At 60.2% G+C, this 19,486-nt stretch carries 16 protein-coding genes and 1 pseudogene; 12 read left to right on the top strand and 5 right to left on the bottom strand.

Going from position 1 to position 19,486, the window contains the following annotated elements; genetic code table 11:
• Positions 1-39: 39 nt before the first annotated feature.
• Together IPM54_18390 and IPM54_18385 are read right to left on the bottom strand one after the other, a co-directional pair.
• A complete protein-coding gene (locus IPM54_18390; GenBank protein MBK9261756.1) occupies positions 40-1,116 on the bottom strand; it encodes a DUF1016 family protein in 1,077 nt (358 codons plus the stop codon).
• A pseudogene (locus tag IPM54_18385) lies at positions 1,117-1,305 on the bottom strand (DUF1016 domain-containing protein).
• A 321-nt stretch (positions 1,306-1,626) separates the two neighbouring features.
• Here IPM54_18385 and IPM54_18380 point away from each other — a divergent pair.
• From IPM54_18380 to IPM54_18350, 7 genes are all read left to right on the top strand, one after another.
• A complete protein-coding gene (locus tag IPM54_18380; GenBank protein ID MBK9261755.1) occupies positions 1,627-2,787 on the top strand; it encodes a PD40 domain-containing protein in 1,161 nt (386 codons plus the stop codon).
• Entirely contained in the window at positions 2,784-6,182 is a 3,399-nt protein-coding gene (locus IPM54_18375) for a hypothetical protein (GenBank protein MBK9261754.1), read from the top strand. The genes IPM54_18380 and IPM54_18375 overlap by 4 nt, the downstream gene beginning before the upstream one ends.
• A 242-nt stretch (positions 6,183-6,424) precedes the next feature.
• Positions 6,425-8,119 carry a fatty acyl-AMP ligase gene (locus tag IPM54_18370; protein ID MBK9261753.1) on the top strand — a complete coding sequence of 565 codons (1,695 nt, stop codon included), beginning with the start codon at positions 6,425-6,427 and terminating at the stop codon, positions 8,117-8,119.
• A 3-nt stretch (positions 8,120-8,122) separates the two neighbouring features.
• Complete coding sequence (locus IPM54_18365) at positions 8,123-9,007, top strand: class I SAM-dependent methyltransferase (protein ID MBK9261752.1); 885 nt, start codon at positions 8,123-8,125, stop codon at positions 9,005-9,007.
• A gap of 3 nt (positions 9,008-9,010) precedes the next feature.
• Positions 9,011-9,262: an acyl carrier protein gene (locus tag IPM54_18360; protein MBK9261751.1), complete on the top strand. Its 252-nt coding sequence runs from the start codon at positions 9,011-9,013 to the stop codon at positions 9,260-9,262.
• A gap of 17 nt (positions 9,263-9,279) precedes the next feature.
• Complete coding sequence (locus tag IPM54_18355) at positions 9,280-10,521, top strand: beta-ketoacyl-[acyl-carrier-protein] synthase family protein (GenBank protein ID MBK9261750.1); 1,242 nt, start codon at positions 9,280-9,282, stop codon at positions 10,519-10,521.
• A 75-nt stretch (positions 10,522-10,596) separates the two neighbouring features.
• Positions 10,597-12,684, top strand: a complete 2,088-nt coding sequence (locus tag IPM54_18350; GenBank protein ID MBK9261749.1) for a thioredoxin domain-containing protein — start codon at positions 10,597-10,599, stop codon at positions 12,682-12,684.
• A gap of 13 nt (positions 12,685-12,697) precedes the next feature.
• Here the strand turns inward: IPM54_18350 and IPM54_18345 are convergent, their stop codons facing one another.
• Genes IPM54_18345 through IPM54_18335 form a run of 3 tightly spaced genes read right to left on the bottom strand, consistent with a single transcriptional unit; the run spans position 12,698 to position 15,643 of the window.
• The gene (locus IPM54_18345) at positions 12,698-13,483 is read right to left on the bottom strand and encodes a PEGA domain-containing protein (protein MBK9261748.1); all 786 of its coding nucleotides are present in this window, start codon (positions 13,481-13,483) and stop codon (positions 12,698-12,700) included.
• 53 nt (positions 13,484-13,536) lie between these two features.
• Entirely contained in the window at positions 13,537-13,830 is a 294-nt protein-coding gene (locus IPM54_18340; protein ID MBK9261747.1) for a hypothetical protein, read from the bottom strand.
• 1 nt (position 13,831) lies between these two features.
• Entirely contained in the window at positions 13,832-15,643 is a 1,812-nt protein-coding gene (locus tag IPM54_18335; GenBank protein ID MBK9261746.1) for an OmpA family protein, read from the bottom strand.
• Between the two features lie 313 nt (positions 15,644-15,956).
• Between IPM54_18335 and rpmH the strand changes: the two genes are divergently transcribed.
• The 5 genes from rpmH to IPM54_18310 all read left to right on the top strand — a co-directional run bounded on the left by rpmH (position 15,957) and on the right by IPM54_18310 (position 19,427).
• Complete coding sequence (rpmH, locus tag IPM54_18330) at positions 15,957-16,106, top strand: 50S ribosomal protein L34 (protein MBK9261745.1); 150 nt, start codon at positions 15,957-15,959, stop codon at positions 16,104-16,106.
• A complete protein-coding gene (gene rnpA / locus IPM54_18325) occupies positions 16,106-16,543 on the top strand; it encodes a ribonuclease P protein component (protein ID MBK9261744.1) in 438 nt (145 codons plus the stop codon). Before rpmH ends, rnpA begins: the two co-directional genes overlap by 1 nt.
• Positions 16,494-16,961, top strand: coding sequence for a membrane protein insertion efficiency factor YidD (gene yidD / locus IPM54_18320; GenBank protein MBK9261743.1), 468 nt, complete (start codon positions 16,494-16,496; stop codon positions 16,959-16,961). The genes rnpA and yidD overlap by 50 nt, the downstream gene beginning before the upstream one ends.
• 143 nt (positions 16,962-17,104) lie before the next feature.
• Positions 17,105-18,871, top strand: a complete 1,767-nt coding sequence (gene yidC / locus IPM54_18315; GenBank protein ID MBK9261742.1) for a membrane protein insertase YidC — start codon at positions 17,105-17,107, stop codon at positions 18,869-18,871.
• Between the two features lie 139 nt (positions 18,872-19,010).
• Positions 19,011-19,427 (top strand): KH domain-containing protein, encoded by a 417-nt coding sequence (locus IPM54_18310; protein MBK9261741.1) that lies wholly within the window; start codon positions 19,011-19,013, stop codon positions 19,425-19,427.
• Positions 19,428-19,486: the final 59 nt, after the last annotated feature.

The raw sequence follows: 19,486 nt of genomic DNA, 5'->3' as shown, positions 1-19,486 counted from the left end.
CGAATGCAAGAGGAACGAGGGATCGGGAAATCGTGATATTCACGTTTCAGCGGGATCGATGTCGGTAGCAAGCCGTAGCGCCCGTTCGGCTTCTTCGCGCTCGCGTGTGAGCTCGGCCCGGAGCTCGTCTTCGGTCGGCAAGTAGGTTTGATAACGCGCAGCAACGACCTGTTCGTTGTCTGCGGGAAGCGTAATTTTTACCATTGCGTCGTTCTTGTCCGAACACAAGACGATCCCAATGGTTTTCTCCTCGTGCGGTTCGCGCTGAAGTCGATCGAAAAAATTTACATACATTTGCATCTGCCCAAGGTCTTGATGGGTGAGTTTGCCCATCTTCAAATCGAGCAGAACGAAGCAACGCAACAGCCGATTGTACAAAACCAGATCCACATAAAAGTGATCGCCGTCCAGCGTGATGCGCTTCTGGCGAGCGACGAAGCAAAAGCCTTTGCCCATCTCGAGCAGAAAGTCCTGCAGCCGTGCAATGAGCGCATGCTCCAGGTCATGCTCGTGCAGGGTCGGCATATCTCGCAAGTCGACAAACTCGAGGAAAAACGGATCCTTGAGCACATCACTTGGAACAACAACTTCTTGCCCACGCTGCGCAAGGGCACGTACCTGCTCCGGGTTCCTGTTGGCGCAGAGGCGCTCGAACAACATCGCCGCAATCTGGCGCTCCAGCTCGCGCACGGACCAACTCTCGCGTGCCGCTTCGATCTCGTAGAAGGAACGCGCCAACGAGTCTTGAACGCGCAGTAGAACAAGGTAGTGCGACCACCCAAGAATGGGTGGAAACAGCGCCTTCACGCGCTTCGAAGATTCGATCAACGCTGTTGATCGAATCTTCTTCGTCTTCTTCTTGCGGCGTACCTTGGTGGAGACAGCGCTGCCGGATTCGATCAACGCTGTTGATCGAATCTTTTTCACGGTTGGCTGAGAACCGACATCGCTGCCCGATTCGATCAACGGTGTTGATCGAATCTTCCCCCCTTCTGTCCCCGATTCGATCAACGCTGTTGATCGAATCTGCGATCGGCTTGGATCCGCGGAGATCGCAGAACCGTTGGGGAACGTCTGGTAGAAGGCGCGTGCTCGACGTAGCGTCGCGACGCCGATGCCGCGGCCGAAACGCTTCGTGAGACGACGGGCAAGACGCTCGAGGAGACGCTCGCCGTAGATCGCTCTCTCGGTTCCTTGCTGCTCAACCTCGACGATTTCGCAACCGATGAGCCAATAGGCGCGAACCATCGCAGTGTTGACGGAACGCGCGATGCGTGACCGCGCATGATCGAGGATTGCAGCGATGCGCTCGAAGAGTTGCGCTTCTGTGCTTGGACGAAGCTTGCTCATGCAGGGATAGGGTCCGTGGGCGGGATGTCAGAGCACGCAGTCTGCGACAAACCTGCAGGCGAACGCAAGAAGACACCGCCCTTTCATCGCGTAGCTGAACCGAAATTTTCGACAGCCGCACGACGCGACCTCGTTCGTCATGCAAAACGACGTCGCCCAAATCCGCTCCCCTTCAAAGGAGTCTCGACTCGCGCAATCCTTCGGCGCCTAGCTCGGGCGCCCACTCGACAAGCCCCGGTGTCGCCTCCGCTCATTCCACGCTAAAGTCCCCCCGTCGTGAACATTCGAACCTGCATCTTTCTCGCCTCCCTGGCCGCTCTCGTCGCTTGTGGCTCCGAACCAAAACCCAAAGAGCCGCTGGGCCTCATTCCGAGCGCAACCACCACCGCCAAACCCGAGTGGATTCCGTTCACGGTTCGTGCGGGCAAACCCGTCGAAGCCGATCCCAAAGAGCGCCACTTGACCGAAGTCCGACAACTGACGTTCGGCGGGGAAAACGCCGAAGCATACTGGTCACCCGACGGCAGGAAGCTCATTCTCCAGTCGACGCGAGACGGAGCTCAGTGCGATCAACAGTTTGTCTTGGACCTCGAAACGGGCGAGGCCAAGCGCGTTTCGAGCGGCAAAGGACGCACGACGTGCGGCTACTTCTTCTACCCGAAAGGCGACAAGATCCTGTACAGCTCGACCGAGGCTGCAGGCGACGCGTGCCCGCCGAAGCCTGATCGATCGCTCGGATACGTCTGGCCGCTCGAGCCGCACGACATCTACGTAGCGAGCCCCGACGGCTCGGACAAACGCTTGCTGATGGGCGGCTCCGGCTACGACGCGGAAGCAACGATGGCTTTCGATGGATCGCGGATCGTGTTCACGAGCAGCCGCGATGGGGACCTCGAGTTGTACACGATGAAGCCGGACGGCACCGACGTCCGGCGCATCACGAACACTCCGGGCTACGACGGCGGAGCGTTTTTCTCGCCAGACAGCACCAAGCTCGTATGGCGCGCGAGCCGTCCGGAAGGCAAGGATCTGGAAGACTTCCGCGAGCTGCTTGCAAAGGGCCTCGTTCGTCCAACGAAACTCGAAATCTTCGTCGCTGGCGTCGAAGGTCAGAACGCTCGGGCCATCACGAACAACGATCGGGCGAACTTTGGTCCGTACTTCTTGCCCGATTCGCGACGCGTGATCTTCTCGTCCAACATGGACTCGCCGCCGGGGCATCGGGGCGCGCCGAACTTCGAGCTTTACGTGGTCGATTCAGAAGGACAAACCCAGCAGACCGGCGTCGCACCTCCGCCAGAACGAATCACGTTTTACGATGGATTCGACGGGTTTCCGATGTTCTCGCCAGACGGCAAGTACCTCGTCTTTGCCTCGAACCGTTTCGGTTCTACTCCTGGTGAAACGAACCTGTTCGTCGCAAGGTGGGTCGATTGAGCGTAAAACACCGCAGCTTGCGCACAGGTGCATGGGTTTGTCCTGTGCTGCTTACTGCAGGGTGCGGTGCGTCTGAACCTCCCCCACCGGAACGTCCCAAGCCTCCGCCAACTCCACAATTCGAAGCACCACCGACGACTTTCACGTCTCCCGCTCGATGGTCGTTCCATCCGCAGGCGCCAGCGGCAGCCACGTCCGCGATCGCTCTGCCGGACGGATCGTGCTTGCTGACGACCGACGAAGGACTGCGGATTCGCACGACGAAGAGTGTGCGTTCGCCGAGCGGTGGCGTGACGTGCAGTGGGCAGATGACCGCTGCCGCTGATGTCGCGCCCGAGCCGCTCGTGGGGATGGTCGAGCGAGCCGGCTCGTCTTGGATGTTCGTCGGAGAACGGGGCAATTTGTATGAAACAGAAGGACCGATGGAGTCCTTCCGTCGAGTCATTGGTGCTCCAACGACCTTCACGCGAGTCGTCGGAAGTGGAAAAACCGTGCTTGCCGTGACGCCCGCGGGTGAGCTCTTCCGCTTGGACGACACATCTACGTGGCAACCGGTGAACGTGCCCGCAGCGCGTATCTACGATGTCGCAGTGGCCGATGACGGGCGAGCGCTTGGCCTTGCGCTCCCGGAAAAATTCTTCACGAGCAGCGACGGACAGAAGTTCGTGGAGGCGCCCAACATCGGAACGATCGGCGCGCGTCGCGTGGGGCGCACGCCCAAAGGCGCACTCGGCGTGCAAGGTGTGACGGGCACGATCGTTTGGGAACCAAGTGCTTCACCGCCGCTCGCACAGACAAGCGAGCCAATCAGTCCACGCGGATCGGTGCTCGAGCTGGACGCAGCGGTCGTGCCGACCGCAACTGCCGTGGTGGAAGGTCGCGCGACGCTCGATGGCGATCGCTACGTGGAGGCCGTGCTGCTCGACGAGGAAAACGGCAACTGGAGTCTTGCTTCGGGCTCGTTCGAGGGCCCGCTTGCGACGACGTCCTTGCCCGACACCAGCGAGTGCGCTGGCATGCGTGTGGGCGCACGAGGTCGGTTTGTCACGACCGTATGCATCAAGACGGACGACGACGGCAACTACGTCGGCATCGTGCGCATGAGCAGCGATGGCGGCAGGAAGTTTGGCGAGCCAGCACGCTTTGCTGCGGGCGATGGTGAGCTTTTGGGCGTCGCCGTTGCGAACGACGGCACTGCGCTCGTAACGGGCATTTGCAAAGCACGCACGGGCCAGTCGGGTTGTTCGGGCTCTCCGCCTGTGCTGATTCGAACGGACAAAGGCGCCATCACGACGACGCTCGCGGCAGCACCGCCCCTCATGGGTTTGCCCATCTCGCCAGCGTTCTCGGTGGATGGACGGTCGGCGTATTTCCTTGCGCGTCGAGCCAAAGACGAACGACTGGCGCTGTTCGTGTCACACGATGGCGGTCGTACGTTCACGGAACGATCACTCGATGCGCGTGCGGGTCGCGCGCCAACGGAATCGTATGACGAATACGATGAATCGAGCGACGAGGAACCTACGGAAGAGAGTCTCGATCCGAGTGATTTGACGACGCTTCGTCCGAGCGATGACGGCACGCTCGGCATGGTGCTCACGACGTCGCGAGGTTTGTCCTACTTCACCACGGACGAGGACGGGCGCGTCATAGGCGTATCGCGCCCCCCGGTGGATCAAGCCATCATGGGCGGTTACGGGCAGCGCGTGATTGCTTTGGCATTGGCTTCAGATCGCACACCAAGCGGAGAAGACGCGATCACGGCATGGGAATCTGCCGACGGTGGATCGAATTGGAACGAGCTTTCGGTGACGCGATCGGTGGTGCGTGAGATCGTCACAGGTCCGATGACCGCCGCATGTGCAAGCGCAGGATGCCTGGTGGGAACGACGATCGCTCGGGTTGGATGGGATGGTCAGTCCGATCCTCCGCCGGTGACCACCCCCAAAGCGCCGGAGATGCACAAGATCAACGCCGTGCGAACGCCGATCTTGTGCACGCTCGATCCGAAGACGTCGTGGAAGCAGATTGGCCACGTGTGGTCGAACTTCGCTCTTCCCACTCTTTCCGATACCGCGCGTGGTCGAGTTCTCTGGTCGGTGCTCTCGTTCGATCCTGGAGCGAGTGCCGTTTCGACGACGCTGGCGCTCTTGCCTGAAAAAGGGAACGGGCCAGCGCGCGTGACGACACGGTCGCTCTTCGGTCCGGCGCCGAAGGGAGTGAAATACGCGGTCGACGTCACGTATCAGATCGAAGGATACGCGGCGGCGCGTGTGCGTTTGCCTGAAGGCGATCGCGTAGCGGGGCCGATGCGCAACGTCGAGATAGCTTGGGAAAACTTCGTCGACGGTACGTCGAAACGAACGACCATTCCCGATGCGGGCGAGTTTACCGAAGGCGACGTCAAGTCGAACGATGAGCGCCACGTTCTCGATACGGGCCTTTTGTCGGTCGCAGCCGGCGCGATCTTCGTGCGTCCGCATTCGCGCGATTCCAGCGATGCACGCATGTTTTTACTCGATGCGAAGGGCAAACGATCGACGCACTCGTATCCCGATTGGCAAGCGTTGCTCAAGTTCGGCAAGACGAACCTCCGTAGCGACACGGCGCTCGTGGATGGAACGCCGATGGCGGTCGGAACGGTGGACGACTTCGATGGAGATGCGTTCGGACCGCTGACGATGGTGTTGGCTCATGCGGCTACGGATGGTTCGTGGAAAACGACGGCGACGTCGCTCACTCCTTTGACGTCAAAGGATCGGCTCCGCCTGCTCAGCCACGATTGGACGTATCGAGGGGGCACGGAGGTGGGCGTCGCGGCGATCACGAGCGAGCCTCGGGCGGGTCGTGCAGCGGCGATGTTCTTGCCATTTCGTGCGGATGGCAGCCTTGGTGCTCCGCAAGAATTGCCGACTCCATACGACTTGCCTGCGATGCCTCGGCCATGCAAAGCGGACGAGCGACGTGCAACGCCGCGGCTCGGGGCACCTGGGTTTCCCGGCGGTGAACCGATGTTTCCAGGGCATCGTCACCCGGTGCTCGTCACGGAGGCTCAGAAGGACAAACCTGCACTGGGTGAAGCGCTGGTGCTACTCACCTCGGGCGTGGTGCTACATGGGACGAAAGACGCGCCTTGTGTTGCTGCATGGGATGCGTTCGGCATTGCGCCGATGGGCATTGGGGCCGTGATCGCCGGAGACCCGTCTCAAGCGTGGCTTTTTCGGCGCGCTCGAGACCCGGCTTCAATCCCGGGTTTGCGGATGGACGTTCTCGCTTCGCGACGCGAAAACGTCGTGCTCGAGTATCGTCCGATGAGTTGTCGGTTCGATGCGACGGCGACCATTCCGGAAACGGTGTGGGCGCAGCCCGGCACGTTCCGCTGGTCGACGAAGTGACAATGCGTATTGCCGCTCGCAGTCACGGGCGGTACTGCAATGGAGTGTCGTCGAAACGCCGCAATCGATCGAGCATAGTGCGTAAGCGGTTTCCAGGCGGTCGATGAATTGTGTGTTCGGGCTTTTCAATGTGACGGCATTTGGTGCTTTGTGGTTGACCCTTCCTAAAATTCGCCTATGCCTCGGGACCGGCGCCACTTCGACAATGGAACGAGGGTGGCGGAGCCGACCTTCGACGGGCCATGCGCACTTTCATCGATGTTCTTCGTGCCAATGCTGTCGATGCCGATCGGGCACTGACTTTCGTGCGCACCAATGGGGCAGAGCGTCGAGTGACGTATGCCGAGCTCTGGGCGGATGCGGCATCGCGCGCGCAAGCGTTGCGAGAGCTTGGTTTTACGACGGGGGATAGGGTCGGGTTGATACTTCCCGAGCCTGACGAGTTTGTCTTGTCATTCGTGGGAGCGCTCGTCGCGGGGCTCGTCGCCGTACCGATGTATCCACCGGCGACGCTCGCAAAGATGGATGCCTATGGCGATACGGTGCGGCACGTGCTTCGAGCGTCCGGGGCGCGGGGCCTCATCACGACCGACACGATGGGGCCGCTCGTGGAAGGTCAATTGCTCGGCGATGGGGCAGCCTCGCGAATCGTGTTCGAGCGAGACATACGTGGACATGCATTGAGCGACGCGGGTTTGCCGGACGTGCGTGGTTCGGACTTGGCGCTGCTGCAATTCACGTCGGGGTCGACGTCACGGCCGAAGGGCGTAATGGTGACGCACGACAATTTGACGGCAAATGCTCATGCCATCATGTTCGAGGGGCTTCGTTCGACGCCTGAGGACCGGGGCGTGACGTGGTTGCCACTTTATCATGACATGGGGCTCATTGGGTTCGTCGTGGCGCCAGTATTCGCCCGCGTACCTGTCACGTTTTTGCCGACATCATCGTTCATTCGTCGTCCGTCGATTTGGCTGGAGGCAGTGCACCGTCATCGAGGAACGATTACGTTTGCTCCGAATTTTGCATTTGCTCTCGTGACGCGAGCGGTCACGGAAGCGCAGGCGTCGGCTTGGGATTTGTCTTGCCTTCGGGCGCTCGGTTGCGGAGCCGAACCCATCGTGCCCGAGGTGCTCCGGGCATTTTTGACGCGTTTTGAAAAAAATGGTTTGTCGCCAAAGAGTATTTTGCCCTGTTACGGAATGGCCGAGGCGACGTTGGCGGTTACTTTTCATGACTTGGGAACGCCGCTCGTCACGGATCGCGTGGATGTCGATGCCATTGCGAAAGGGAGTGCGACGCCGGCACAACACGCCGAGTGCTCCGTGGAATTGGTTTCATGCGGCCGGTCATTTGCAGATCACGAGGTCATCATTGCCGATCCCGAGGGAAAACCCCTGAGCGAGCGCGAAGTGGGCGAGATACGCGTGCGCGGGCCGAGCGTAACGGCGGGATATTTTGGCAATTCCGACGCGACCGCCGAAGTGTTTCGTGACGGATGGCTTTGTACCGGGGATGTCGGATATCGAGTGGGAGAGGACCTTTTCATTTGTGGGCGCCTCAAAGACTTGATCATTTTGAATGGTAAAAATCACTATCCGCAAGACATCGAACGGATTGCGTCGAAAATCGACGGCGTTCGCGATGGTCAATGTGTGGCGTTTTCGCGCATTGGGTCTTCTGGCGCGGAAGAAGCGGTGCTCGTGGCAGAATCGAGGCGCGTAGGAGACGCGAGGCAAAAGCTCGTGGATGAAGTCGTGCAAGCGGTGCGCACGGAGCTTGGCGTGTCTTTGACGGAGGTGGTGCTGATCAAGCGGGGGACGTTGCCCAAGACGTCGAGCGGGAAGGTTCGTCGACGCGAAACGAAGGAGCGACTCGCACGCGGGCAACTCGAGCTTTCCACGGACCAGGACAAGGCAGAGGGCGAAGGAGCTTAACGAATGGGATCGAGCCAAGCGGACGTGGAAGTCAGTTACGACGTCGGAAACGAATTCTTCCGGCTCTGGCTCGACGAACGCATGAACTATACGTGCGCCGTTTTCGAGTCCCCGGAAGAATCGCTCGAAGCCGCGCAAATCAACAAGCTTCGCACTCTTTCGGACTTTGCGAAAGCCGGCCCCGGAATGTCGGTGGTCGATATCGGCTGCGGCTGGGGAGCTTGCTTGGAATACCTCGCTCGCGTGCGTCATGTAAAACGTGCGGTCGGCGTGACGTTGTCTCGAGCGATGGCGGACGAGGTCAATCAGCGTGGAGTGCCCGGCGTCGAATGCGTCACGGCCGACTTCATGAAGTGGGAAACGGACGAAACGTTCGACGGACTGATTTCAATTTGCATGATCGACCATTTGTGTTCGCCCGAAGAAGCACGCCAAGGTAAAGCCGTCGACATTTACCGAGCATATTTCAAGAAGTGCTGGGAGATCACGAAACCAGGAAGCGCTTTTGGGTTCCAAGCGATCTTGCGCAATCGGACGCCCAAAATGCGCCCGTGGGGAGGCCTTCCGGCGGATACGCGACAGGACCTCGAGGATTTCTCCTTTTCGTCGCGGGAAATTTTTCCCAATGGCCTGAACCCGCGCCTCGAAGAGCTCGTGGCCGCGGTAAATCCCTATTGGGAAATCAACACGCTCCACACGCGGCGCGAAGATTATCGCCGCACGACGGCCGAATGGCTACGGCGCCTGCGAAGCCATGAAAAAACCATTCGCGAACGCTGGGGCGACAAGGTATTCGCAGATTACGACAGATATTTGTCGACGTGCGTTCGCGCATTCGACATTCACTATAGTTCCTTGGTGCAAATGAAGCTTCATAGGATTGGCTGAGACATGAACGAAAAGCGGGAATTGCTCGAGCTGTTCAAAGATGTCGCTTTGCGTGTGGACAAGCGCGCCTTGCCCCACGTGACGCGCGAGTCCAAAATCAGCGAGCTGGGAATCGATTCGCTGTCCGTGATGCAGATCGTCGGAGAATTGGAAACCGAGCTCGACATCTTGATTCCGGACGAAGATCTCGTGGAGATCGTGACAGTGGGCGACCTTTGCGACAGAGTCGCCGAGCGGCTCCGGAAAGACCAATAGAAGCGGCCTCGAGAGCGATGCGACGACGGGTCGTGGTAACGGGAATGGGCGTCGTGACCCCGGTGGGTCATGACGTTTCCGCATTCTGGGATAGCCTCTTGGTTGGCCGTTCGGGCGTTTCATTCATTCGCGATTTTCCAACGGACAAACTACGGAGCGACATCGCAGCAAGCATCGTCGATTTCGACGTCTCGCGGTACATGTCCCCCAAAGAAGCGGAAATTCATGGCCGAGTTACCCATTTCAGCGTCGCTGCAGCCGCTGAAGCCGTAACCATGGCGGGGCTCGATACGCTCGGACGCGCCGATCCGCATCGAATTGGTTGTTTGATTTCCACGGGAATGGGATCCGTGGACATTTTCCAACATCAAATCGAACGAAGCCGCGAACGCGGACCACGAGCCGTGTCTCCGTACTTCGTTCCCGGCGTGATGCCCAATGCCGGAGCGGCCGTCGTCTCGATTCGATATGGTTTCATGGGCCCGTCTTACAACATCGCCAGTGCATGTGCGACGGGCACGCATTCCATTGCGACGTCCGCCATGATGATCGAAGCCGGCGAAGCAGATGTCATGGTAGCCGGAGGCGCCGAAGCAGCAACGCGCCTCGATACCGTCGCGGGGTTCGGCAATGCACGAGCGCTCGCGAAGGCATTCGAGGGGGATCCGACGAGGGCGAGCCGGCCTTTCGACAAACGACGGCAGGGGTTTGTCATGGGCGAAGGCGCCGGCGTGGTGGTGCTCGAAGAAGAAGAGCACGCGCTTCGGCGTGGGGCGAAACCGCTGGCGGTGTTGCAAGGGTTTGGAATGACAACCGATGCGGCGCATTTGACGAGGCCCCATCCCGAGGCCGATGGGCTGAGGCGCGCTATCGTTCGGGCCATCGAACGGGCTGGGCTGAAAGCGAACGACGTGGATTACATCAACCCGCATGCGACATCCACGCCGCAAGGTGACGCAGCAGAAATCATTGCGCTACGAAATGTCTTTGGCCAGCGTCTCGCCCACATTCCCATGTCGGCCACGAAATCGATGATTGGGCACCTTTTGGGTGGCGCAGGAGCGGTCGAGACAATCGCGGTAGTTTGCTCGCTGCGAGACCAAATGCTGCATCCGTCAATCAATGCGGACGAGCTCGATCCCGACTTTGGACCGCTCGATGTCGTGCGCGAGAAGCGATCCGTCACGTGCTCGTGGGCGCTGAAGTGTTCGGCTGGGTTCGGCGGGCACAACTGTGCACTCTTGCTGGGTCGGATGTAGGGAAACGTCGTAAGACGGCACTTTTTCCAGCAACGGTTCTTCCCGTCGCGTCCAATTTCGCATAAGGAGTGTACCATGAGCGCTCGAAGTCAAAACCGGCTCGGTGCGGAGAAATCGCCGTATCTCCTGCAGCACGCGCAAAATCCGGTCGATTGGTATCCATGGGGCCCTGAAGCGCTCGAGCGGGCGAAACGGGAGGACAAACCGATCCTCTTGTCGATTGGCTACGCCGCGTGTCACTGGTGCCATGTGATGGAGCGCGAGTCGTTCGAGAATGCGGCGATTGCGCGGCGCATGAACGAGCTATTCGTGAATGTAAAAGTCGACCGCGAGGAGCGGCCGGACCTCGATCACATCTATCAGCTCGTCGTGCAGCTCATGGGCCGAAGTGGCGGATGGCCCCTGACGGTCTTTTTAACGCCCGACCAGAAACCGTTTTTCGCGGGGACTTATTTTCCACCGTCCGATCGCCAAGGTGTTCCTGGATTTCCAACGATTTTGGAAGCCGTGGCGAATGCATATCGGAGCAAGCGTGACGAGGTATTTGCTCAAGCGTCGGACATAACGAAGGAAATCGAAGGCGCTTTGAGTCTGCCGCGTGCGGAAGCAACGCTCGGCCCGGAATTGCTTCGCAAAGCGTGTCGGAAGCTCTTGGCACGTATCGACACCCTTCAAGGTGGGTTTGGCGTGCGGCCGAAGTTTCCGAACACGATGGCGCTCGATGCGCTGCTTTTGCGCGGCGTTTTGGAAGGAGATGGCGTCAGCAAAGAGAGCGTGCAGCTAGCGCTCTCGCGTATGCTTCGTGGCGGCATTTGGGATCATTTGCGCGGTGGTTTTCACAGGTATTCGACGGATTCGCGGTGGCTCGTACCGCATTTCGAGAAAATGCTTTACGATAATGCGCTGCTTTTGCGCCTCTACGTGGACGGTTTTCGCGTGTTCGGCGACGCGAGATTCGCGGAGACGGCCCGGTCCATCGTGGGATGGCTATTTGCGGAAATGCGCGACGAATCAGGCGCGTTTTACGCAACGCAGGACGCTGATTCGGAAGGGCGCGAAGGCGCGTTTTTCGTGTGGAAACCGTCCGACTTGCGTTTGGCCATGCAAACCGACAGCGAAGCCTACGATGTGGCTCGCGTGTATTTCGGTATCACGGACGAAGGCAACTTCGAGAACACCGGGGCCACGGTGCTTTCCGAAGTGCGATCGATTGAGCTGACCGCAGCCATCCTCGATCTCCCCGTTGATACCGCTCGCCAAGCACTCGCGCGCGCAAAAGAAAAAATGCTCGAGACGCGAGCCAATCGTCCAAAGCCTTCACGCGACGACAAGATGCTCGCGAGCTGGAATGGGCTGCTCATCGGTGCCCTTGCAGAAGCGGGCCGCGCGCTTGGCGAAGCGTCGTGGGTCGAAGCAGCCGAGCAGGCATTCGAAGCGCTCGAGCGTCGCGTCGTACGGAATGGGCGCGTTCGTCGCTACTACATACATGGCGAAAACGAAGCGCCGATGGAGCGTCGTGGGTTTCTCGATGACCACGCGTATGTGGGAAACGCCGCGCTCGACTTGTACGAAGCGACGGGACGAACGCGATACGTCACGGTGGCTCGCACGATTGCCGATGCGATGATCACGCACTTCGAGGATGCGAGCGACGGAGGGTTTTTCTTCGCGCCGGACGACGGCGAATCGCTGATTGCGCGAACGAAGGACGTCTACGATCAAGCCGTACCCTCGGGCGCCTCGATGGCTGCGCTCTTGTGCCAACGACTCGGTGAAATGGTGGACGATCGGTATGCCGAGCACGCGCTGAGGCAGGTCGCGATGGTTGCGCCGTCGGCGATCGACAACCCGATGGGCCTTGGGAAAAGCGTCGCGGTGATCGACCGGCTGGCTCGCGGGACGGTGGATGTCGTCGTCGCGGGCGAACGTTCGAGCACCGAGGCGCAAGCGATGGTGAACGCGGTCTTCCGTCGATACTTGGCGCACCGAAACGTCGTGTGGGTGGATCCGACAGAGCCCGCGACGATCGATGCGGTGAAGGTGATTGGGAGTGACAAACCTGCCGTGGAGGGCCGCGTGACGGCGTATGTTTGTCGGATTCGAACTTGCTCGTTGCCCGTCACGAGCGTGCAGGAGCTCGAGGCACTTCTCGATGCGCGATGACTTGGATCGTCGCTCAGCGCGACCGTGAAGGAGCGGGACGCAAACGTGCGTCCATCCTGGCGACGCACGCCTTGTCGTTTTGCTGATGGCAAATAGCTCGAAGCAGTCTGACGTCGTCTTTCGTTGCCGTCCCTGCGGCTAATTTCTTTTCGATCGTGGCTCGCGTTGCAGCGATGTCGACCTGAGCAGGGGAAGGCGCTCCCATCGTGAGGCGCACGGCTGTGGTTTGTCCGTCGAGAACCCGCACCTTGATCGTCATGTCGGGTGCGCCCTTGCGCTTGCCGGTGATGACGTGGTCGCCCGGGGGAAGCGGGACGTTCGTGTGTTTGCGACCAAGCGAGCGTTTGCCGTCGACGACGACATCGTCACAACCGGGATCGCATTGGACGTTGAGCCATCCGTCCATGGCTCGTCTGCGCGCGGCAATGCGTGCGGCCATGTCGGCGGGAGGTGCTTTGGGAGGCGGTGCTTGCGTCGTGAGCGCGAAGTTGAACGAAGCGGCTTGGCCCGCCGTGACGACGAGTCGTTTGCGCGTGTCGGCCTGGCTCTTGCGCTTCAGCTTGACGTCATAGGCGCCGGCGGGCAGTTCGGCTCGAACGACCGGTGACGGGCCGAAGGAGCGATTGCCGATGACGACATCGTCGCATGATGGATTGCAGACGATGTTGACGACGCCCTTGGCAGAAGACTTGGCAGACGAAGCGGGAGGCTTGGACTTGGCGGGTGCGGATTGCGCAAAGGCAGATGCCGAGGCGAAGGCAAACGCGGCAAGGATCGGCAGGCTCCAGAGCTTCATCATGTAACTGTACCGCGCAATAAACGGACGGGGACGACTTCCGATGCAAAGGAATTTCACGGTTCGTGAATGCGCAGACGACACGCACCGACACTGCACCCAGCATTGGCTCGTTCCAGTTTGCACGTGCACGCTTCGACAGGTGCAGGCGCTGCGGCTTGCGCGCATCCGCGAGCAAAACCGTCGAGACGTTCGATGGACGGCGCGCAAACGTTGATGTCGATGGAGGAGCCGTCGTCGAAGTCCGTGAGGAACGTACACTTGCACGTGTAGTCGTCGCCCTGTTCTTTGGAGCAGGACGTAACGCCGACGAGCACTGCAACGAGGCTGAACGACGCGAAGCGCCGCATGTCAATTGGATGACGTGGAGCGTTCTTTGATGATGAACTCGACGCGGCGATTGCGTTGACGTCCATCATTGGTGTTGTTGTCGGCGATGGGTCGTTGCGGACCAAAGCCTTGCGAAGTGAGGCGTGAAGCGTCGATGCCGCCCTTGTTCACGAGGTAATCGAGCACGGCTTTCGCGCGATCCGCAGAGAGCTTTTCATTGAGCGCGTCGGAACCGCGGTTGTCGGTGTGACCTTCGATCGCGAGCAGTTTGATTTCCGGGTTGACCTTCAAGAGCTTCACGACCTCATCGAGGATCGGATAGCTCTGCTGCAAGATCGTCGACTTGCCCGTAGCGAATTCGACCTTCTTCAGGATCTGAATTTCGTTCGAACCCGAAATTCTTCGGATGAAGTTCGGGCATCCGTTCTTGGCTGCATCGGCGTTCCTGTCGCCCGGTTCTTTCGGGCAGGCGTCTTGAGCATCAGCGATGCCGTCCTTGTCGGGATCGTCTTCGGGGCAGCCGTCTTTGTCGTCGACCTTGTCGAAATCCTCGGGTTCGTCCGGGCACTTGTCGTTGGCATCGGGGATGCCATCGCCATCGCGATCGGGAGCAGCCGGACAGCCGTCATCCGTGTTCGGTGGCTTCTTGTCTTCGGGCACGGTCGGGCACAAATCGATGTCGTCGGGCAAGCCGTCCTTGTCGGTATCTGCGCCCTCGTTCGCGTACTTGAACTTGAAGCGTTTGGTGGGTGATGGCGGATTGACGTCCGAGATGCTGAACGCGTAGCCGACCGTGGCAACGACGCGCATGTCTGGCGCGTACCCAGGCGTGAGGCGAGTGCCCGCGCCGGCGCCGACCCATGCACGCTGCTTGCGATCGATGGCGAAGCGGCCTTCGGCCATCCACTCGAGTGGCGTGTTGTTGGCATTGAAGAACGTTTCGTCCGTGATGCCCGTGGATCCGAAGATCTGCGCGCCGAGGCGCAACGCACCTCCACGTAGCGGCATGAATGCACCGAAGCCCCAGCGCCACTCATCATCGGACTTGAAGTCGTTGATGCCGCCCGGGGGCCGGAACTGGAAACCGGTGTTGAAGACGAAGAAGAGCGTTTTCAAGCGGTACTCGGCCGCAACGCCGAGGATTCCGGCGACGCCCGAGCTCGTGCCGCGATTTGGATCGCCGCCGAACGACAGCTCGTTGCCTGTGGGAAGCCAGATGCCCCCTTGAAGGCCCAACGCGAAGTTGCGCGACGAGGATTGGAACACCTTCACGCGCGCATCGAGGCGCATATCCATGGGCGCAACGGTCTCGATCGCAACCGAATCGCCGGGCGCGCCGGGCAAGCTCGTCTTGTTGCCGCCTTGCGCGAGGATGATGGGGAAGTTGACCTGAATCGATACGCGGTCGAGGATTTCGGTGCCGACGCCGAGGTAGCTGATGAGTTGCGCGCGAACGGGCGGGCCGCTGTCGCGATTCAGAATCCCTGCGAGCTGGTCGTCTTCACGATGATTTTCGACGCGAAAGGGATTGAGGGCGAAGCCCATGCCGAGCTGGCCGAAGAAGCGCGTCTTGGGGTTCCAGTAGGGTCGCCACAAGCCCACGGCATCTTCGGGTGCGCCGCCGATGAAGAGGCGGTCGAGGTACATCGTGGTGGTTTGCGCCTTGGCCACGTTTGGAGCGACAAACAGCGCCGCAGCGATCGCTGTCGAGGCGAGAGCAAGCAGGCCTCGGCGTTTGGTGGCGCGGGTTCGCGCGGGTTCATGCGCGCCTGACGACGATGCCGAGGGTTCGGTCGCGTTCGGTCGCTCTCGGCGATGGTCAACGTAGGCCATGATGTTTTGGCATCTCCTCGGCAGATCCATCTGCTGCTGCGGCAGTGGTGCTGCGATTCCCAAAGAAGTCCGCTTGGATGTCGCGGCAAATGCGCTCGGCGAAGTTGGAAAGTAGTCTCCAACCCTCTTGTCCGAGGAGGCTACACCATCCAATCGGCACGATGGAACGGGGTGGCACGGTCACGCGAGGCGTTTGGGGCCTTTTACATTCGCACGCTGGACATAGGGACAAGGAGCAAGATCGCGCTTTCGGTTGACCTGATGGAGGTCCTGTGCTTTCTTTGCGCGCCCCGAGGAATCAAGGGTTTTACCAATGAAGCGCACGTACCAGCCCCACAACACGCGGCGTGTTCGCACGCATGGTTTCCGACAGCGTATGAGCACGAGCGGTGGCCGCAAGGTCATCAACAATCGTCGCCGCAAGGGTCGCGCCCGACTCGCGCCGACGATTTACAAGAAGTAGTGTCGCCACTCCCGACAAACGGGACAAGCCTTCCTCGACAGACGCTGCCACGTACGCGACGCCTACTTCGGCGCAGCGACTTTTTGCGTGTCCAAGAGGGGGGCGCTCGCGTGACGACGCGCCATCTACTCATCTTGCTTGCGCCCTGTCCTGACGGGGACGTCACTCGTTTGGGTATCGTTGCTTCGCGCAAGATGGGTGGCGCGGTCGAGCGAAATCGGGCCAAGCGATTGGTACGCGAGTCTTTCCGGCGCAACTTGTCGCTCTTTCCTCCGCGTACCGACGTCGTCGTGATTGTTCGTTCGGGTGCCGACGCGCTGTCGCAGCACGAGCTCGAGGCGGAAATCGTCGGGGTTGCATCGTTGCTTCGCAAGCGAGCGGGGGGCGATGGGCGGTCGGGGCGCTCGGAACGAGGTCCTTCGAAACCGCGTAAATGAACCTGCTCGGGCGCTTGCACCGGGCAACGTGTGCCCCCAAGCTTGCCAGTCATCCGGTGCCGCGGCTGCTCACGACATGCTGGCCAAACTCCTCCTCGTTCTCATTCGCATGTATCAGCTCACGCTGTCGAAGCTGATTTTGGCGACGATTGGCCCAGTTTGTCGATTCGAACCATCGTGTTCACGGTACGCAGCAGCCTGCATTGCCGGGCAGGGTGCACTTCGCGGGAGCTTGCTTTCGGTTAAGCGCCTGTGTAAGTGCCATCCGTTTCACCCTGGGGGTTACGATCCGCCACCTCCTCCGCGTTTTGGCCGTTCGACAGCGGCGACGACTCCGGCGGCCGACGACGCTGGTGAACATGAGCGTCATCGCCGGAGTCATTCACCCAATCACGCAGGGGTTTTGCCTTCCGGATGATGGCGCGATCGAAAAGCCCCGCTAGCTTCCACCATCGCATCGCGCGCAGTTGCGCGTCGACTCGCTTCGTGCGCTGGCGACGAGCGGCAAAGCGCGGCGAGAACGACTAGGTTTCGCGGCACGTCGAAGTGTCGAAGGATTTCATGGAACGCGGCAAAATCGCTCAGTGGCTGTTGATTGGCCTGGCCGTCATCCTGCTTTGGCAGTTTGGTGGTGGGTTTTTTGGTGCGGGCGGCACGGACGCTCAACCGAACCTGCTCACGGATCTTCCGGCAGCCGACGCGCAGCGGGCACCTGAAGAGACCTGCACGATCAAGGGGCCGAGGTTCGAGGCTGACCTTTCGACGCAGGGAGCGTCGCTTCGTCATCTGCGGCTGACCGATCAGGGCAAGTACTCGACGAAGGACGGCAAGCCCATCGATCTCGTGACGACATCGCGAGAATGGCGGAGCCCGCTGCGTACGAATCTTCGTGTACCCACCGGCGACAAACAGCAGGTTTCAGCGGACAACCTCGACTGGAAGCTGACTGCCCGCGACGATCAGTCGTGCACGTTCGTGTACGAAGACGCGAACACGAAATTGACGAAGCTCGTCCGCTCGACGGGCAAACCTTTTGAGCTCGAAGTATCGCTCGATGTGACGAACCTCGGCTCCGAACCGCTCAAGCATCGGCTTGCGCTCGAGCAGACTTCGTGGCGCACGACGACGGAAACCGAAGGAAGTCTTGGACGCATCTCCGAGCACATGACGGAAGTCGTCGCAAAGACGTCGGAGACGACGGATCGTCTTGGTCCGGATTCGTTTGATGCGAAAGATTTTGCAGACAAAGAATTCACGAGCGAGCACTGGCGGCGAACGCCTGGTGATGCGCAATGGGTAAGTGTCAGCAGTGTCTACTTCACGAAGGTAGCCATCCCCGTCGAGGGTCCAGCGCCGGCTGCCGAGGCGTTGATTGAAGAAGATTGGAACCGCAAAGATTTCACTGCGGCGAACCGAGCGAAGGACAAGGAGAATCACGGCTACGTCTATCGCGCACGCCTCGTGTATCCCGAGCAAGAGCTCAAGCCCCAGGAGACTCGGTCTTACAAAGTCTTGAGTTTTACCGGGCCGAAGGAGCGCGAGGTACTGGCGGCCGTCAGTCCGAACATCAGCGAAGTGATCAACCTGGGAACCTTCTCGCCGATCGCGAAGGTGCTCGTTGGTTACCTCAACGTGCTGCACCGGTTCGTGGGGAGCTGGGGATGGGCGATCTGCTTGCTCACGATCACCGTTCGTCTCTTGCTGTTCCCGCTGAGCATTTCGCAGATCAAGAGCAGCGCGGCGATGCGTCGTCTCAAGCCGGAGATGGACGAGATCAACGAGCGCTACAAGAGCGACCCTGCGCAGAAGGGTCTCGCGGTGCAGGAGCTTTGGCGCAAGCACGGCATCAACCCCATGTATGGGTGCGTTCCGGTGCTCTTGCAGATGCCGGTGTGGTTTGCGCTGTATCAGGCGCTTCAAACGGCCGTGGAGCTTTACCACGTGCCATTCTTGTCCACGGCGATCATTCCGGACCTGTCCGATGCCGGTAGGTACTTCGTCATTCCGGCGATCCTTGGTGCGTCGAGCTTCTTTCAGCAGAAGCTGATGCCGCCGCAGGGCGATCCGATGCAGCAGAAAATGATGCTCTACATGCTGCCGGGCATTTTCGTCGTGATGATGCTCTATCTACCCGCCGGCCTTGGCGTATACATGCTGACCAACACATGGCTCGGCATCGCGCAACAGGTCGCGGTCGAGCGCTACCTCCAGGCCAAAACGCAGGGACCTGCAAGCATCGAGGTGCGCGAGAAGCCAGTGAAGACTTCGGGCGACGACACGAAATCGACGCCTGCTCTTGGAAAGGGAAAAGCACGTGTCCGCGGATAATGGATCTCCCGGAAAAACCATCACCAACTCCGACGCAGCCGAGCCAAGCGACGAGGCGCACGTTTCTGAGGAAGCGCCGTTTGTCGAGGACGGCCGCGCCGATCAAGCGCTCGACTTCGTGATCGACACACTCGCCGCGATGGGCATGGATTGCACCGTCGACTTGCTCGAGAACGAGCCCGAGGATCCTCCCGAGGAGATTCGACTCGAGATCGAAGGCAACGATGCGGGTCGCATCATTGGCAAGAAGGGAACGACGCTTTCAGCGCTTCAGTTCCTTACGAACCGCGTCATAAACCGGCCTGGTCGTCAACGCAGGCATGTGATCATCGATGCCGAGGGTTATCGAGCGCGTCGCGAAGAAACGCTCACCACGATGGCTCGCCGCCTTGGCAAGCAGGCCGTCGACGAAGGCAAGATCATCACGTTCGAACCGATGAACCCTCAGGATCGGCGCGTCGTTCACATGGCGCTCGCGAAGTTTCCTGGCGTGGTCACCAAGAGCGATGGTGAAGGCGACGCGCGTCGCGTGCAGATCATCCCCGTTCGTCGCTGAAGCTCGAGTCCCTCCATGTTGCATCGCGCTGTCGGCTCTCGTCTCGGGCGAGCGCGATG

This window comes from Polyangiaceae bacterium (assembly GCA_016715885.1).
GTDB lineage: Bacteria > Myxococcota_A > Polyangia > Polyangiales > Polyangiaceae > Polyangium.
This window is presented reverse-complemented; position numbering and strand designations above follow the sequence as displayed.

Excerpts from the sequence above, each read along its gene's own strand:
- IPM54_18370 (MBK9261753.1), top strand. The coding sequence starts at position 6,425 with ATGCGCACTTTCATCGATGTTCTTCGTGCCAATGCTGTCGATGCCGAT.
- IPM54_18365 (MBK9261752.1), top strand. The coding sequence starts at position 8,123 with ATGGGATCGAGCCAAGCGGACGTGGAAGTCAGTTACGACGTCGGAAAC.
- IPM54_18360 (MBK9261751.1), top strand. The coding sequence starts at position 9,011 with ATGAACGAAAAGCGGGAATTGCTCGAGCTGTTCAAAGATGTCGCTTTG.
- IPM54_18355 (MBK9261750.1), top strand. The coding sequence starts at position 9,280 with ATGCGACGACGGGTCGTGGTAACGGGAATGGGCGTCGTGACCCCGGTG.
- IPM54_18350 (MBK9261749.1), top strand. The coding sequence starts at position 10,597 with ATGAGCGCTCGAAGTCAAAACCGGCTCGGTGCGGAGAAATCGCCGTAT.
- IPM54_18345 (MBK9261748.1), bottom strand. The coding sequence starts at position 13,483 with ATGATGAAGCTCTGGAGCCTGCCGATCCTTGCCGCGTTTGCCTTCGCC.
- IPM54_18340 (MBK9261747.1), bottom strand. The coding sequence starts at position 13,830 with ATGCGGCGCTTCGCGTCGTTCAGCCTCGTTGCAGTGCTCGTCGGCGTT.
- IPM54_18335 (MBK9261746.1), bottom strand. The coding sequence starts at position 15,643 with ATGGCCTACGTTGACCATCGCCGAGAGCGACCGAACGCGACCGAACCC.
- rpmH (MBK9261745.1), top strand. The coding sequence starts at position 15,957 with ATGAAGCGCACGTACCAGCCCCACAACACGCGGCGTGTTCGCACGCAT.
- yidD (MBK9261743.1), top strand. The coding sequence starts at position 16,494 with ATGGGCGGTCGGGGCGCTCGGAACGAGGTCCTTCGAAACCGCGTAAAT.
- yidC (MBK9261742.1), top strand. The coding sequence starts at position 17,105 with ATGGAACGCGGCAAAATCGCTCAGTGGCTGTTGATTGGCCTGGCCGTC.
- IPM54_18310 (MBK9261741.1), top strand. The coding sequence starts at position 19,011 with ATGGGCATGGATTGCACCGTCGACTTGCTCGAGAACGAGCCCGAGGAT.